The sequence below is a fragment of the Buchnera aphidicola (Chaitophorus populicola) genome (assembly GCF_964058995.1).
GTDB lineage: Bacteria > Pseudomonadota > Gammaproteobacteria > Enterobacterales > Enterobacteriaceae > Buchnera_J > Buchnera_J aphidicola_BO.
In genome coordinates this window covers 231,099-246,731 of the sequence record NZ_OZ060382.1, presented here as the reverse complement: position 1 = coordinate 246,731, position 15,633 = coordinate 231,099, and the positions used below count along the sequence as shown (strand labels likewise).

The following is a 15,633-nucleotide window of genomic DNA, read 5'->3' as shown; positions in this document are numbered from 1 at the left end:
AAATGAAAAAAACAAAAAAATATATTATTTATGTTTCTATTCCAAAAAATCATAAAATTCAAGTATTTAAATTTAATTCATTAAATAAAATTAAAAAAATTCAAGAAATAGATACAAATGGAGAGATTCAACCTATTAAATTATCTTTACAAAAAAAAAAATTATATGCTGGAGTAAGAAATGATGCGCGAATTATAACATATACTATTAATTATAAAGGACTATTGAAAAAAAAAAATGAAATAAAAACATATGGAAATCCAAATCATATTTGTATTGATCTTAATGAAAAGTATTTATTTAATAGTTCTTATGGAAATAATTCTATTAGCTGCCATTTATTAAGTAAAAATGGTATACCAACAAAAACATATAAAATTAAAAATAAAGTTTTAGGTTGTCATGCTTCTATAATAGACCAATCTAATAGATTTTTATTTGTTGCTGCTTTAAAATTAAATAAAATATTTATTTATAACATTGAAAATATTAATAAATTATTTGAAATTAATACAAATAATTTATATTACAATAAAAATTATGGACCACGACATATGTCAATTCATCCAAATAATAAATATTTATATGTTTTAAATGAACTTAATAGCACAATTACTGTATGGGATATACAAAAAATAATTTTAAAAAATACATTTAAATATATACAAAAAATAGAAATTATACCAATTTTTGTTAAAAAAAAATGGGCTGCAGATATACATATTTCTCCTTGTGGGTATTTTTTATATGCTTCTGAAAGAGCAACAAGTACAATTTCATTATTTCAAATAAATCCACATACAGGGATATTAAAGTTTACTAAAATTTATCAAACTGTCAAACAACCTCGTAGTTTTAATATTGATCAAACAGGTACATATCTTATTGTAGCAGGTCAAAAATCGAGCTCTATATCTATATATTCTATAAATAAAAAGAATGGTTTGTTAAATCAAGAATTAAATTTTAATATTATGCAAGGACCTTTATGGATTGAAGTGTTATTATTAAAAGATTAAATTTTTTATTTTAATAAATAAAATTATCTGTATCTAAAGATAAAGCAATAACTTTAGTAATTTTTTTTAAGCTATCTTTATCAATAATATATGCAGGAGTTGTATAAATTAAATTTTTAAATGGTTTAATCCAGATATGATTTTTAATAAAAAAAGATTGCATTTTTTTTATTTTAATTGGATATAAACATTCTACTACTCCAATAGCTCCTAAAACTCGTACATTAGATACTTTAGGATGATTAGATAAACTTTTTAAATTTTTTTTTAATTCTATTTCTATATTTTTTACTTGCTTTTTCCATTTATTCTCTTTTAACATTTTAATATTTTCATTTGCAACTGCACATGCTAAAGGATTACCCATATAAGTTGGACCATGCATTAAACATTGTGCCTTACTACAACTTATAATATCAGCAATATATCGTGTAGTTAAAACAGCTGATAAAGTTAACATACCCGCAGTTAACGCTTTTCCAATACATAATATATCTCCTGAAATATTAGAATATTCGGAAGCAAATAATTTTCCAGTTCTTCCAAAACCTGTTGCAATTTCATCTATAATTAAAGGAATATTATATAAATTACATAATTTTCTTACATTTTTTAAATAGTTAGGATGATAAAATTTCATTCCTCCTGCACCTTGAACAATAGGTTCTAAAATTACTCCAGCAATACTATGTTGATTTTTACAAATCAATTCTTCAAAAGATTTTAAATCAGTATTATTCCAAATATCATCAAAAGATATAACAGGAGATTCTGCAAAAATATTTTTTAATATAACATTATTATATATTTTATGTTTAGAATTTAAAGGATCTGAAACTGAGATCGCAAAAAATGTATCTCCATGATAACCATTTTTAATAGTTAAAAATTTTGTTTTATTGACATTTAAAGCATTCCAATATTGTAAAGTCATTTTCATAGCTATTTCTATTGCAACAGATCCAGAATCAGCTAAAAAAATACAATCTAAATTCTTAGGTGTTATTTCTAATAATTTACGACATAATGATATTGCAGGTTTATGAGTAATTCCTCCAAACATTACATGTGACATTTTTTTTATTTGTTTATTTAAAGCTAAATTTAATCTTTTATGATTGTAACCATGTATAACAGACCACCAAGAAGACATTCCATCAATAATCTTTTGTCCATTAGATAATTTTAAAAAAATTCCTTTTGCAGAAGTTACTAAAAAACAATTATTTGTATTTGTAATTGATTCATAAGGATGCCAAATATGTTTTTTGTCAAAAAACAAATCTTTTTCTTTCATATGAGTATTATTTTTTTTAAATTTAAATATTAATAAATTATAATCTTTTTCTTTAAAAAATACATTTATTTCGGAGTATATATGAAATTACGTTGGACTTTAGAAAAAACTAAAAAACTTTTTAAAAAACCATTTTTTGATTTAATATATGAAGCTCAAACAATACATCGTAAAAATTTTAACCCAAATATTATTCAAATCAGTACTTTATTATCTATTAAAACGGGTTTATGCCCTGAAGATTGTAAATACTGTCCTCAAAGTTCAAGATATTCAACTCATTTAAAAAATAAACCTTTATTAGATAAAAATAAAATTCTTAAAGCTGCAAAAAAAGCAAAAAAAATAGGTGCAAGTCGTTTTTGTATGGGTGCAGCATGGAAAAATCCTAAAGAAAGAGATATGCCGTATTTAGAAAAAATTATTAAAAAAGTGAAAAAATTAGGACTAGAAACTTGCATGACATTGGGAGAATTAACTGAAAAACAAGCAAAAAAATTAAAAAACGCAGGTTTAGATTTCTATAATCATAATATAGATACTTCTAAAAACTTCTATTCGAAAATAATTTCTACAAGAACATATCAAAGTAGATTAAATACTTTAAATAATATTCGAAATTCTGGCATGAAAATTTGTTCAGGAGGAATTATAGGGTTAGGAGAAAAAATTCAAGATAGAATAGAATTTTTGATGGAATTATCTAATCTTCCAAAACCTCCAGAAAGTATTCCTATAAATATGTTAGTAAAAATTCCTGGAACTCCGCTAGAAAAAAATAAAAAAGTAAATGCATTTGATTTTATTAAAATTATAGCAATTTCTAGAATTATGATGCCTAAATCATATATTAGACTTTCTGCTGGAAGAGAGAAAATGAATTTTCAAACACAAGCTATGTGTTTTATGGTAGGAGCAAATTCTATTTTTTATGGCTGTAAATTATTAACTACAAAAAATCAAAGTGAAAAAAAAGATATAAAATTATTTAAAAAATTAAATTTAAAACCAGAAAAATTTAAATTTAAATTAAATAAAAAAAATTATAAAAAAAAATTTTTTTATAATGCTTTAGAAAAATAACTTACTATTTTTATATAGTAAATTATAAATTATTATAAAATATTTATGTTAAACTTAAATATATAAAATATTTTATTAAGTTTAACATAAAATTCCTTAAAATTATTTCATATAATACAATTACTTAACAATTTAATGAAAAACATAAAAAAAAAAATTTTTATTACAGGAACAGATACAAATGTTGGAAAAACTTTAATAAGTTGTATCTTATTAAAAAAAGCTCAAAAATTTGGGTTTAAATCTGTAGGATATAAACCAGTTTCATGCGGATCAATAATTAAAAAAAATAATTATAAATTTAATAAAGATGCATATTTATTAAATAAATATAGTTTTAAAAATTTTTCTCTGAAAGATATTAATCCAATACATTTTGATAAATCTATTCCTCCACATATTGCAAGTAAAATAAATAAAAAAAAAATTTGTTTTAAAAAAATGTCTAATGGATTAAAAAATATTTCTAAACATGCAAATTGGATTTTAGTAGAAGGAGCAGGGGGTTGGCATACTCCTTTATCTAATAAGAACAAATTTTCAGATTGGGTTATTTTAGAAAAATTACCAGTATTAATAATTATTGCCATTAAAATAGGTTGTATAAATCACGCAATTTTAACAAAAAATGCTATTTTAAATTCTAAACTAAAATGTTCAGGATGGATTGCAAATAATACTTATAAAAAAAAAGAAACACATCATCAAGAATATATTTCGTATTTAAAAAAAAAATTAAAAATACCATTTTTAGGAGAAGTAAAATTTTTAAAAAATAAAAAAATTAATTTTAATAAAATTAAAATAAATATTTTATTAATTTAATATAAAAAAATTACAAATAAATTGGATATTTTTTACATATATCTAATATAATTTTTTTAATTTTAATACTTGTATGATAATTTTTAAAATTATTTAACAAAATTTTTATTAAATATGCAATTTTTTCTGATTCTAATTCTTTTATTCCTCTGTTGGTAATTGCAGGAGTTCCAATTCTAATTCCAGAAGTAATAAAAGGATTTTTTAAATCATTTGGTATAGTATTTTTATTTACTATAATATTTGATAAACTTAAAAAATTTTCTGCATCTTTTCCTGTTATGTTATTTTTAGTTAGATTTAAAACAAACAAATGATTATGAGTTCCATTAGAAATTATTTCAAATTTATTTTTTAAAAAATATTCTGACATTACTTTAGAATTTTTTAAAATTTGTTTTTGATATTTTTTAAAGCATTTACTCATAGCGTTTTTAAATGCAATAGCTTTAGCTGCTATAACATGCATAAGAGGTCCTCCTTGAGATCCAGGAAAAATAGATTTATCTAATTTATCATACAATTTTTGATCATTTAAGTTAGATAATATTAAACCTCCTCTTGGTCCAGAAAGAGTTTTATGTGTAGTAGTAGTTACTACATGTGCATAATTTATAGGACTAGGATATAAATCAGCAGCGATTAATCCAGCAATATGTGCAATATCTACAACTAAATAAGCATTAATTTCATCAGCTATTTCTCGCATTTTTTTCCAATTACATATGCCTGAATAAGACGAAAAACCACCAATTATTACCTTAGGTTGATATTTTTTCGCTAAAAATTTTATATTAGAATAATCAATATTTCCAAATTTATTTAATTTATAAGATATAGATTTATATATTTTTCCTGAAAAGTTTACTAAAGATCCATGTGTTAAATGACCTCCATCCATTAAATTCATTCCTAAAATTAAATCTCCTGGTTTTAAGAGTGCATGATAAACAGCAAAATTTGCTTGAGAACCAGAATGAGGTTGTACATTAGCATAACTAGCTTTAAATAATTTTTTTGCTCTATAAATTGCTAAATTTTCTATTTTATCTATATATTTACATCCACCATAATAACGATGATTTGGATATCCTTCAGCATATTTATTTGTCAAAATAGATCCTTGAGCTTGCATTATTTCTTTTGTAGCATAATTTTCGGAAGCTATTAAAGTAATATTTTCATTTTGTCTATAAGTTTCTTGACGTAATAAATTCCATAATTTACTATCATTTTGATAATTTTTACTTTCATTAATATACATTTGTTAAAATCCTTAATTTTATATATTAAAAAATTATTTTTTAAACTTTAATATGTTAATGATAATTAAAAAAACTTTTTAATATTTCTATAATTTTTTTAAAACTAACTATATTTACTTGATTACTATTAAAATATCGAATTTCTATTTTTTGATTAATTAAAGTATATTTATTTATGATTATAATTATTTTTGATTGAAATTTTTTTGCACGAATTATTTTTTTCTTAATAGATCCTAAATTAAAATCTTGAATAATTTTTAATTTATTAAAAATATTTCTAATTTTTTCTATATATTTTATATATAATATTGTATTTTTTCGTAAATTAGAAATTATATAAATATCATTGATTAAATTTGTATTTATTTTTTTTTCATTTTTTCTAATAATATATATTAAACGTTCCATACCAATTGCAAATCCTAATGCAGGAGTTACCGGTCCTCCTAAAATTTTTATTAAATTATCATAACGCCCTCCAGCACAAATAGTATTTTGTGATCCTAAACTTTTACTTTTATATTTCCATTCAAATACAACGCTATTATAATAATCTAATCCTCTAATTAATTTTGTATTAATGATAAAAGGAATATTTATTTCTTTCATCAAAGAACATAAAATATTAAAATGATTTTTTGAATTTTCATCAATATAATCTAATAATACTGGAGAATTCTTTAATAAATTTTGTGTATTTAAATTTTTACTATCTAAAATTCTTAAAGGATTAGTATATAATCTTTTTTTAGAATCTATATCTAAAAGTTTTACATTAGTTTTTAAGAAATTTATTAAATCAATTTTGTATTTCTCACGAGATTTTATACTTCCAATAGAATTTATCTCTAAAAAAAATTTTTTATCTATTTTTAAATTTTTCCAACAACGATATAAAATCATTATTAATTCTAAATCTATATGAGGATCACTTAAACCATAAACCTCACACCCAAACTGATAAAATTGTCTATAACGTCCTTTTTGAGGTCTTTCATATCTAAACATAGGTCCAAAATACCAAAATCTTTGATGAATATTTTTTAATAAATTATTTTCTAAAATAGCTCTAGCGCAACTCGCTGTTGCTTCTGGTCGTAAAGTAATACTTGTCTTTTTACGATCAAAAAATGTGTACATTTCTTTTTCTATAATATCAGTAACTGCACCAATAGATTTTTTAAATAATTTAGTATTTTCTAGTGTTGGTAATCTAATTTCATTATATCCATAATTTTTAAATATTGTTTTTAAAATTTTTTCAGTTTTTTCCCAAAAATATAATTCTTCAGGAAGATAATCATGCATTCCTCTTATTGATCTTATTTTTACAGTCATAAATATTATTCCTTATAAAAAATATGAATATTAAAATATATTTTCAAAATTTTATAAAATACATTTAATATATTTAATAAAAAATAAATAAATTAAAAAATTTGATACAATTAAATTATATAAAAATTCTATTTCTAAATAAAAAATATAAAATATAAAATATATAAATAAAAAATTTACAATTAATAATTTTATTATTATATAACTACTTAAATATTATAAAATAATATTTTTAAATCTTATTATTAAAACAGGAAAAAATATGCATCCTATATTAAATATAGCAATACAAGCTGCCATAAAAGGAGGTAATAATATTATTCAAGCTTATGATAAAAATACATTTAATTATTTAAAAAATAAAGAAATTTTAAAAAAAGAAATTTTTAAAACAAAAAATATTATTATAAATTTAATAAAAAAATCATATTTTCATCATCATATATTATTTCATTACAATAATCTCAAATTAAAGAAATTTAAAAACCCAACTTGGGTTATTAATCTTATTCATGGAAAAAAAAACTTTAAAAAAAGATTTCCAAATTTTTGTATATCAATAACAATTTTTATAAGAAATAAAATCAATTCTTCAGTAATATATGATCCATTAAAAAATGAATTATTTACAGCAGTAAACGGACATGGAGCTCAAATTAATGGACATAGAATGAGATCTTCAAAAGAAAATTTATTTAAAAAAATTTTTATTTCTGCAAAAATTAATTATTTATTATGTAAAAATCATCATATTTTCTATCAAATTTTAAAAAATATCTTTGAAAAAGGAATTTCTTTTAGAAGTACTAATTTAATACCTTTAGATTTAGTATATTTAGCTAATGGAAGAATTGATTGTATTATCGAACATAATTTTCAAATGAAAAATTATTATTCAGGTATTTTACATGTTAAAGAATCAGGAGGAATAATTAGTGATTATACAGGTGGATTTGATTACAATAATAAAACGGTTATTATAGCAAATAATTCTAAAATTCTTTCATTTATTTTAAAAAAAATGAAATTATTGTATTAAATATATAATTTATATAAAAACTTTAATTAATAAATTATTAAATAATCTTTCAATATTATTTACTACAAACATAAAAAAAATGCTTTAAAATATATTTAATTTTAAAGAAAATATTAATTTAATTAATAAATATAAAAAAAATGAAAAAAATTTTAAAAAAATTACTTTACATAAAACATTTAACAAAAGAAGAAATGTTTAAATTAATGATTTCAATTGGAAAAAAAAAAATTAATAACTCTCAAATTTCTAGTATTATTACTGCTATGCAAATTAAAGGAATCAAAACAAGAGAAATACATGGATTAATAAAAGCATCTTGGCAACTAATGACAAAATTTCCTAAACAAAAATGTAAGTATTCTGATATAGCAGGAACAGGTGGAGATTCAAGTAATGGAATCAATGTTTCTACATCTAGTGCTTTAATTGCAGCATTACTAGGATTTAAAATTATTAAACATTGTAATGAAAGTATTACTAGTGCTTCAGGATCTTCTAATATATTACGATCTTTTAATATTAATACATATATGTCTAAAAAATTATCACAAAAAATGTTTAAAAATTTTAATATTTGTTTTTTAAATGCACAAAAATACAATCCTATATTTAAAAATGTCCATAAAGTTCGATCTGAATTAAAAATTAGAAGTTTTTTTAATATTGCAGGTCCTCTATTAAATCCTTCTCAACCTAAATTAGGTGTAATTGGAACATATAACAGAGATATAATGTTTTTTATAGCAAAAATAATAAAAAAAATGAAATATAAAAAAATATTTTTAATTAATAGTGATCAAACAGATGAAGCAACTTTACATGCACCTACTCATTTTATTAAAATTAAACATAATAAAATTCAATCTAAATTATATACTCCTGCAGATTTTGGTGTATTATGGAGAAAAAAAAAAAATATTAAAAAACGAACTTTAAAAGACAATTTTAAAATTTTGAAAAAAATTTTTAAAGGTCAAGGATCAAATAAAGACAATGAATTGATAGCAATTAATACAGCTATCTTATTAAAAATTTTTGGAAATAAAAATTTAAAAAAAAATACTGATAAAAGTTTAAAAATTATTCATAGTGGTAAAATTTATAATTTTATAAAAAATATTTCTAAAATAGGAAAAATATGATTCAAACTATTCTTGAAAAAATTATAATAAAAAAAAAAAAATGGATTGAAAATAAAAAAAATAAAAAACCATTAAAAAATTTTAAAAACAAAATTTCTATAAACACTAGAAATTTTATTGAAGCTTTAAATATAAATAAACCTGCTTTTATTTTGGAATGTAAAAAAGCTTCACCTTCGTTAGGTATAATTAATAAAAATTTTAACTTAAATAAAATATCTAAAATTTATAAAAAATATGCTAATGTTATTTCAGTAATAACAGAAAATAACTATTTTCATGGAAACATAAAAAATATTTCTATTGTTAGAAATCAAGTACCACAACCTATTTTATGTAAAGATTTTATTTTTGATCCATATCAAATATATTTAGCTAGATATTATCAAGCAGATGCTGTTTTATTAATGCTATCCATTTTGAATAACAATCAATATAATTTTTTATCTAACTTATGTAAAAAAATGAATTTAGGTATATTAACAGAAATAAATAATATAAAAGAATTAAACAGAGCAATTTTTTTAAAAGCAAAAGTTATTGGAATTAATAATCGTGATTTAAAAAACTTATCAGTTGATATTAATAATACTAAAAAACTAGCTCCTTTAATTTCTAATAAAACGATTATTATAAGTGAATCTGGATTTTATAAAAACTCTCAAATTAGACAATTATCTACTATAGTTAATGGATTTTTAATTGGTTCTAGTTTAATGCAAAAAAATAATTTAAAAATAGCAGTTAAAAAAATTATTTTTGGAAATAATAAAATTTGTGGTTTAACTCGTATAAAAGATGCAAAAATTTCAGAAAAATATGGATCAGTATATGGTGGATTAATTTTCTGTAAGAACTCACCAAGAAAAATAAAATTAAAACAAGCAAAAAAAATTATTTGTGTCAAAAATTTAAAATTCGTAGGAGTATTTCAAAATCAAAATATTGATGAAATTATCAAAAAGATTTTTTTATTAAATTTAAAAATAATTCAATTACATGGAATAGAAAATGAAGAATATATAAATAAATTAAAAAAAAATATAGGATATAAAATAAAAATCTGGAAATCTATAGGAGTAAATAAAAATATATATTTTTTTAAAAAATATGATAACGTTAATAAATATTTATTTGATAATATTAATCCAGGTAGTGGAAAAAGTTTTAATTGGAATATATTAAAAGGAAAAAATTTAAAAAAAATTATTTTATCAGGAGGATTGAACTCTACAAATATTCAAAAAGCATTAATATTAAATTGCTATGGTTTAGATTTAAATTCTGGATTAGAAAAAAAAACAGGTATTAAAGATAAAAAAAAAATAAAAAAAATATTTAAAATTTTAAGATCTTTTTATTATAGAAGGAAAATAAATGAAAAAAAATAATTCATATTTTGGTGAGTTTGGTGGAAAATTTGTACCAGAAATACTTATTTCTGCTCTAGATCAATTAGAAAAAAATTTTATTCAAGCAAAAAATGATATCAAGTTTAAAAAAAAATTTCGTAATTTGCTACAAAATTTTGCAGGAAGACCTACTCCATTAACATTATGTAAAAATATTACTAAAAACACTAAAACAAAAATTTATTTAAAAAGAGAAGATCTATTACATGGAGGAGCACATAAAACTAATCAAGTTTTAGGGCAAGCGTTATTAGCGAAACAAATGAATAAAAAAGAAATCATTGCTGAAACAGGTGCTGGACAACATGGTGTAGCTTCAGCTATTGTATGTGCTAGATTAAATTTAAAATGTAAAATTTATATGGGAGCAAAAGATATTAAACGTCAATATTCAAATGTTTTACGAATGAAAATGATGGGAGCTAAAATAATTCCAGTATATTCAGGAAACGCTACATTAAAAGATGCATGTAACGAAGCAATGAGAGATTGGGCAGAAAATTATAAAACTACATATTATATGTTAGGAACTGTAGCAGGTCCACATCCATATCCAAAAATAGTCAAGTATTTTCAAAAAATAATAGGTCAAGAAACTATTAAACAAATTTTATTAAAAGAATCTAAACTTCCAAATGCAATAATAGCATGTATAGGAGGAGGATCTAACGCTATTGGAATCTTTTCAAGATTTATAAAAAATAAATCTATATCTTTAATTGGAGTAGAAGCAGCTGGCAAAGGTTTAAAAACAAATAAACATAGCGCAGCTTTAACTCAAGGGAAAATAGGTATCTACTTTGGTATGAAATCTTCAATTTTACAATCTAATGAAGGACAAATTAACAAATCTTGGTCTATTTCTTCTGGACTAAATTTTCCTTCAGTTGGTCCAGAACATGTATGGTTAAAACAAAAAAAATTAGTTAAATATGTTTCTGTAAAAGATATAGATGCTGTTCATGCTTTTTTATTATTATCAAAAAAAGAAGGAATTATTCCAGCATTAGAATCATCTCATGCTTTATCATATGCATTAAAATTAATGAATCAAAACAAAAAAAAAAAACAAATATTAATTGTGAACTTGTCAGGAAGAGGAGATAAAGACATCGACACAGTAAATAATTTTTTAAAAAAAATGAAATAAATATTGGAGAAAATTAATGAATCGTTACAAAATTATGTTTGATAAAAAAAAAAATACTCAAGAAAAAGTTTTTGTACCGTTTTTAGTTTTAGGAGATCCTACTCTAAAAAAATCTATAAAAATTATTAAATCTGTTATATCTTCCGGAGCAGATGCGATAGAAATCGGTATACCATTTTCAGATCCTGTAGCAGATGGACCTATTATACAAAAATCTAATAAACGTGCTTTAAAAAATAAAATTCATATTAAAAAATTTTTTAAAAGTATAAAAGAAATACGTCAAAAAAATAAAAAATTACCTATTGGTTTATTAATATATGCTAATTTAATATTTAATTTTGGAATTCAAAAATTTTATTATTATTGTTATAAATATGGAATAGATTCAGTATTAATTCCTGATCTTCCAATAGAAGAATCATCTCAATTTCGTAAATATGCTTTATTAAATAAAATTTCTTCAATTTATATATGTCCTCCTAATGCTAATAATATATTAATTAAAAAAATATCTAAATATAGTCAAGGTTACGTATATCTTGTATCTAGAACTGGAGTTACAGGAATTCATAAAAAAAATAAACCAATAAATTTAAATATAATTAATAAACTTATAAAAAATAAGTCTGCACCAATTTTAAACGGTTTTGGAATAAATAAATATACAGATATGAAATTAATATTTAAATCTGGAATTTCAGGAATAATATGTGGTTCAGAAATAATTTTATTAATAGAAAAATATTTAAATAATAAAAAAAAAATGATTCAAAAAATTAAAAAATTATGTATTTTTTTAAAAAAATCTACTTTTATTTAATAATAAATATGTTATTTATAATTAATAAAACAAATTATTTTAAAATAATTTTATCATGTAAATATATTATAAATGTTTCATTTTATTAATAATTTTTTTATTTTAAAATTATATAAAATTTATTAATTTAAAAAATTTTTATATTTGTTATATATTTCTTTATTATTTATAATATATAAAAATTTTAAAATAGGAACGCAAAGTGAAAAAAAATAAAAATAAAAAAAATATTAAAAATAAAAATAATATGCTTTTAAAAACTTTAGCGATGCCTAATCATACAAATGCTAATGGAAATATTTTTGGAGGATGGGTGATGTCACAAATGGATATGGGAGGAGCTATTTTAGCAAAGCAAATATCTTTAGGTAGAGTTGTAACAGCACAAGCACAAAAAATTTCTTTTATTTATCCTATATCTATAGGAGATATTATTAATTGTTATGGAAAATGTATTAAAATTGGCACTAGTTCTATGAAAATAAAAATAGAAATATGGGTAACAAGATTATATTCTAAACCTATTAAAGAAGAATATTTAGCTACGAATGGAAAATTTATTTATGTTGCTGTCGATAAAAAAGGAAAACCTAGAAAAATTTTTAATATAAATTAATTTTATATTGAAAATATTAAAAATAAAATCATTATTAAAATATAATTTTAAGATATATTTTAATATTTTAATCTTTTAAGTTTTATATAAAAATTTATACATTAATTAAAATTATATAATTTATTCAAAATAATAATTTTTTATAGATTTTTTTATAATATAGTTATAATAATAATTTATTTTAAAAATTTTAAATTAATAAATATTTATTTTTTTAAAAGTGAGTATTTTAAAAAATTATTATTTTTAAAAAAAATGACCCATTTTATTTTTTTTTGTATGTACATAAAATTTATTTTTTTTATTTATCCCAACAATTAAAGGAACTCTTTCTTGAATATTAATACCAAATTGACTTAATATTTTTACTTTTTTAGGATTATTAGTTAATAAACGTATTTTTTTAATTTTTAATAATTTAAAAATGTCAGAACAAATTTTAAAATCTCTTTCATCGGCTGAAAAACCTAATTTATGATTTGCTTGAACAGTATCTAATCCAATATCTTGTAAAGCATATGCTTTAATTTTATTTATTAAACCAATATTTCTTCCTTCTTGTCGATGATAAATTAAAATTCCAGAACCTTCTTGAGATATAACATTTAATGCAGTCTTAAGCTGTCTACCACAATCGCAACGTAAACTAAAAAATGAATCTCCAGTTAAACATTCTGAATGAATTCTAGCTAATATTGTTTTTTTTTCATGATATATATCACCATAAATTAAAGCTAAATGATTATTTACATTAATTTTTTTATTTTTTTCTTTAAAAGCTACGATTAAAAAATTTCCCCATCGTGTAGGTAATATAGATTGTGCAACTTTTTTTAATCTCATGAAATCTCTACAATTTTAATAATATTATTTTATATTTTAATTAATATTTAAAAAAATTAACAATATTTTTTTTTTTGTATTAATAAAAAAATTTTTTTTAAATCATTAATTGGATTTTTTGAAAAAGTAATTATTCTTCCTAAAACAATATAATCTATTTTTAATTTTATTGCTTGTTCAGGTGTAATTACATTTTTTTGATCATATAAAGTACTGTCTGACATTCTTATTCCTGGTGTAATAATTTTAAAATTTTTTCCTAATATTTTTTTTACATCTTTGACAGCACTTCCAGGACATACAACACCATCTAAACCAATATCCTTAGATAATTGAGATAATAACAAAATTTGTTGATTAATAGAGGAAAATATTCCTATTTCATGTAAATTTTTAATTGAAAAACTACTTAAAACTGTTATAGAAACTAATAAAGGAGGTTTTTTAAAAAATTTAATTGCTAATTTTGCAGCTTTCATCATATCTTTTCCGCCAGATGCATGAATACTAATCATCCATAAACTTAAATTAGAAAAAGATCTAATAGCTTTAAAAACAGTATTTGGAATATCATTTAATTTTAAATCTAAAAAAATTTTAAATCCTAAATTTATAATTTTTTTTAAAAAATTTATACCAAATAAAAAAAACATTTCTTTTCCAATTTTTAATCTACAAAACTTTGGATTTAAATTTTTTATTAAAATTAATGCTTTTTTTTTACTAGAATAATCTAATGCAATTATTATTTTCGTTTTATGAATTTTATTAAAATTTTTATATAACACCGCTCATCCTCTAATTAAAAATTTTAAAGAATATATTTTATTATAATAACTATATATTTATTTTACTATACTGTGTAAAAGCATGATATGAAGATCTTACTAGTGGACCACAAAAAATATGTTTAAATCCAATAGAAGCAGCATAGTCTTGTATTTCTTGAAATTCTTCTTTATGTAAATATTTTTTTACAGAAACATGTAGATGACTTGGTTGTAAATATTGTCCAATAGTTAACATAGATACTCCATTATCATATAAATCTTTTATAACTTGAAATATTTCATATTTCTTTTCACCTAATCCTACCATTAAACCAGATTTTGTAGGAATATAAGGAAATTTTTTATTAAATATATTTAATAAATTTAAAGAATTTTTGTAACTTGCTCCTGGACGAATTTTTTTATACAATCTTGGAACATTTTCTACATTATGATTAAAAATATCTGGTAAATTTTTACTAATAAGTTCTAATGCAATTTTTTCTTTTTTTCTAAAATCTGGAACTAATATTTCAATTCTAATATCTTTTATTTTTCTAATTTCTTTAATACATTTAGAAAAATGTAAAGCACCACCATCTTTTAAATCATCACGATTTACAGAAGTAATAACAACATAATTTAAATTCATGTCATAAATTACCTTTGCTAAATTTTTAGGTTCATTTTTATCTAAATATTTTGGCTGTCCTTTATTAACTGCACAAAAAGGACATTTACGTGTACAAATAGATCCTAAAATCATAAATGTAGCAGTACCTTTATTAAAACATTCATGTAAATTAGGACATTGAGCTTCTTCACATACAGTTTTTAATAATTTATTTCTTAAAATTTTTTTCACACTTCGAACATTATGAAGATTAGTAGGTAATTTAATTTTAATCCAATTTGGCTTTATTAACATATTTTATTAATCTCAATTAAATTTGTAAAAATTTTTATTTTAAATTTATAAATTATTAAAAAATTTTTTTAAAAAAA

At 20.4% G+C, this 15,633-nt stretch carries 14 protein-coding genes and 1 pseudogene; 9 read left to right on the top strand and 6 right to left on the bottom strand.

What is annotated here, in order from left to right; translation table 11 throughout:
- Positions 1 to 2: 2 nt before the first annotated feature.
- Entirely contained in the window at positions 3 to 1,019 is a 1,017-nt protein-coding gene (locus AB4W57_RS01100) for a beta-propeller fold lactonase family protein (RefSeq protein ID WP_367677325.1), read from the top strand.
- Positions 1,020 to 1,029: 10 nt separating this feature from the next.
- On the opposite strand, the gene bioA is transcribed toward AB4W57_RS01100, so the two are convergent.
- A complete protein-coding gene (gene bioA, locus AB4W57_RS01095; protein ID WP_367677324.1) occupies positions 1,030 to 2,316 on the bottom strand; it encodes an adenosylmethionine--8-amino-7-oxononanoate transaminase in 1,287 nt (428 codons plus the stop codon).
- Between the two features lie 81 nt (positions 2,317 to 2,397).
- Here bioA and bioB point away from each other — a divergent pair, with 81 nt between their 5' ends.
- A complete protein-coding gene (gene bioB / locus AB4W57_RS01090) occupies positions 2,398 to 3,399 on the top strand; it encodes a biotin synthase BioB (protein WP_367677323.1) in 1,002 nt (333 codons plus the stop codon).
- Between the two features lie 135 nt (positions 3,400 to 3,534).
- Positions 3,535 to 4,224 (top strand): dethiobiotin synthase, encoded by a 690-nt coding sequence (gene bioD, locus AB4W57_RS01085; protein ID WP_367677322.1) that lies wholly within the window; start codon positions 3,535 to 3,537, stop codon positions 4,222 to 4,224.
- Between the two features lie 10 nt (positions 4,225 to 4,234).
- Here bioD and glyA read toward each other — a convergent pair whose 3' ends face one another.
- Together glyA and hisS are read right to left on the bottom strand one after the other, a co-directional pair.
- The gene (gene glyA, locus AB4W57_RS01080; RefSeq protein ID WP_367677321.1) at positions 4,235 to 5,488 is read right to left on the bottom strand and encodes a serine hydroxymethyltransferase; all 1,254 of its coding nucleotides are present in this window, start codon (positions 5,486 to 5,488) and stop codon (positions 4,235 to 4,237) included.
- A 55-nt stretch (positions 5,489 to 5,543) separates the two neighbouring features.
- On the bottom strand, positions 5,544 to 6,830 hold the full coding sequence (hisS, locus tag AB4W57_RS01075) for a histidine--tRNA ligase (protein WP_367677320.1): 1,287 nt from the start codon (positions 6,828 to 6,830) through the stop codon (positions 5,544 to 5,546).
- 262 nt (positions 6,831 to 7,092) lie between these two features.
- On the opposite strand from hisS, the gene AB4W57_RS01070 reads away from it, so the two are divergent.
- The 6 genes from AB4W57_RS01070 (at position 7,093) to yciA (ending at position 13,015) form a co-directional block, all read left to right on the top strand.
- Positions 7,093 to 7,869, top strand: coding sequence for an inositol monophosphatase family protein (locus tag AB4W57_RS01070; RefSeq protein WP_367677319.1), 777 nt, complete (start codon positions 7,093 to 7,095; stop codon positions 7,867 to 7,869).
- Between the two features lie 140 nt (positions 7,870 to 8,009).
- Positions 8,010 to 9,014 (top strand): anthranilate phosphoribosyltransferase, encoded by a 1,005-nt coding sequence (gene trpD, locus AB4W57_RS01065; RefSeq protein WP_367677318.1) that lies wholly within the window; start codon positions 8,010 to 8,012, stop codon positions 9,012 to 9,014.
- On the top strand, positions 9,011 to 10,405 hold the full coding sequence (gene trpCF / locus AB4W57_RS01060) for a bifunctional indole-3-glycerol-phosphate synthase TrpC/phosphoribosylanthranilate isomerase TrpF (RefSeq protein ID WP_367677713.1): 1,395 nt from the start codon (positions 9,011 to 9,013) through the stop codon (positions 10,403 to 10,405). The genes trpD and trpCF overlap by 4 nt, the downstream gene beginning before the upstream one ends.
- Positions 10,392 to 11,576 carry a tryptophan synthase subunit beta gene (gene trpB, locus AB4W57_RS01055; protein ID WP_367677712.1) on the top strand — a complete coding sequence of 395 codons (1,185 nt, stop codon included), beginning with the start codon at positions 10,392 to 10,394 and terminating at the stop codon, positions 11,574 to 11,576. Before trpCF ends, trpB begins: the two co-directional genes overlap by 14 nt.
- Positions 11,577 to 11,592: 16 nt before the next feature.
- Complete coding sequence (gene trpA, locus AB4W57_RS01050; RefSeq protein WP_367677711.1) at positions 11,593 to 12,399, top strand: tryptophan synthase subunit alpha; 807 nt, start codon at positions 11,593 to 11,595, stop codon at positions 12,397 to 12,399.
- 202 nt (positions 12,400 to 12,601) lie between these two features.
- Complete coding sequence (yciA, locus tag AB4W57_RS01045; RefSeq protein ID WP_367677710.1) at positions 12,602 to 13,015, top strand: acyl-CoA thioester hydrolase YciA; 414 nt, start codon at positions 12,602 to 12,604, stop codon at positions 13,013 to 13,015.
- A gap of 246 nt (positions 13,016 to 13,261) precedes the next feature.
- On the opposite strand, the gene ribA is transcribed toward yciA, so the two are convergent.
- The 3 genes and pseudogenes from ribA to lipA all read right to left on the bottom strand — a co-directional run.
- Positions 13,262 to 13,858: a GTP cyclohydrolase II gene (ribA, locus tag AB4W57_RS01040; RefSeq protein WP_367677709.1), complete on the bottom strand. Its 597-nt coding sequence runs from the start codon at positions 13,856 to 13,858 to the stop codon at positions 13,262 to 13,264.
- A gap of 56 nt (positions 13,859 to 13,914) precedes the next feature.
- Positions 13,915 to 14,646: an orotidine-5'-phosphate decarboxylase gene (pyrF, locus tag AB4W57_RS01035; protein ID WP_367677708.1), complete on the bottom strand. Its 732-nt coding sequence runs from the start codon at positions 14,644 to 14,646 to the stop codon at positions 13,915 to 13,917.
- Positions 14,647 to 14,695: 49 nt separating this feature from the next.
- Positions 14,696 to 15,553: pseudogene (gene lipA / locus AB4W57_RS01030) on the bottom strand (lipoyl synthase); the annotation flags it as partial.
- Positions 15,554 to 15,633 lie beyond the last annotated feature (80 nt).

Excerpts from the sequence above, each read along its gene's own strand:
- ribA (WP_367677709.1), bottom strand. The coding sequence starts at position 13,858 with ATGAGATTAAAAAAAGTTGCACAATCTATATTACCTACACGATGGGGA.
- bioD (WP_367677322.1), top strand. The coding sequence starts at position 3,535 with ATGAAAAACATAAAAAAAAAAATTTTTATTACAGGAACAGATACAAAT.
- trpB (WP_367677712.1), top strand. The coding sequence starts at position 10,392 with ATGAAAAAAAATAATTCATATTTTGGTGAGTTTGGTGGAAAATTTGTA.
- trpA (WP_367677711.1), top strand. The coding sequence starts at position 11,593 with ATGAATCGTTACAAAATTATGTTTGATAAAAAAAAAAATACTCAAGAA.
- bioA (WP_367677324.1), bottom strand. The coding sequence starts at position 2,316 with ATGAAAGAAAAAGATTTGTTTTTTGACAAAAAACATATTTGGCATCCT.
- hisS (WP_367677320.1), bottom strand. The coding sequence starts at position 6,830 with ATGACTGTAAAAATAAGATCAATAAGAGGAATGCATGATTATCTTCCT.
- bioB (WP_367677323.1), top strand. The coding sequence starts at position 2,398 with ATGAAATTACGTTGGACTTTAGAAAAAACTAAAAAACTTTTTAAAAAA.
- AB4W57_RS01100 (WP_367677325.1), top strand. The coding sequence starts at position 3 with ATGAAAAAAACAAAAAAATATATTATTTATGTTTCTATTCCAAAAAAT.
- trpCF (WP_367677713.1), top strand. The coding sequence starts at position 9,011 with ATGATTCAAACTATTCTTGAAAAAATTATAATAAAAAAAAAAAAATGG.
- glyA (WP_367677321.1), bottom strand. The coding sequence starts at position 5,488 with ATGTATATTAATGAAAGTAAAAATTATCAAAATGATAGTAAATTATGG.
- trpD (WP_367677318.1), top strand. The coding sequence starts at position 8,010 with ATGAAAAAAATTTTAAAAAAATTACTTTACATAAAACATTTAACAAAA.
- AB4W57_RS01070 (WP_367677319.1), top strand. The coding sequence starts at position 7,093 with ATGCATCCTATATTAAATATAGCAATACAAGCTGCCATAAAAGGAGGT.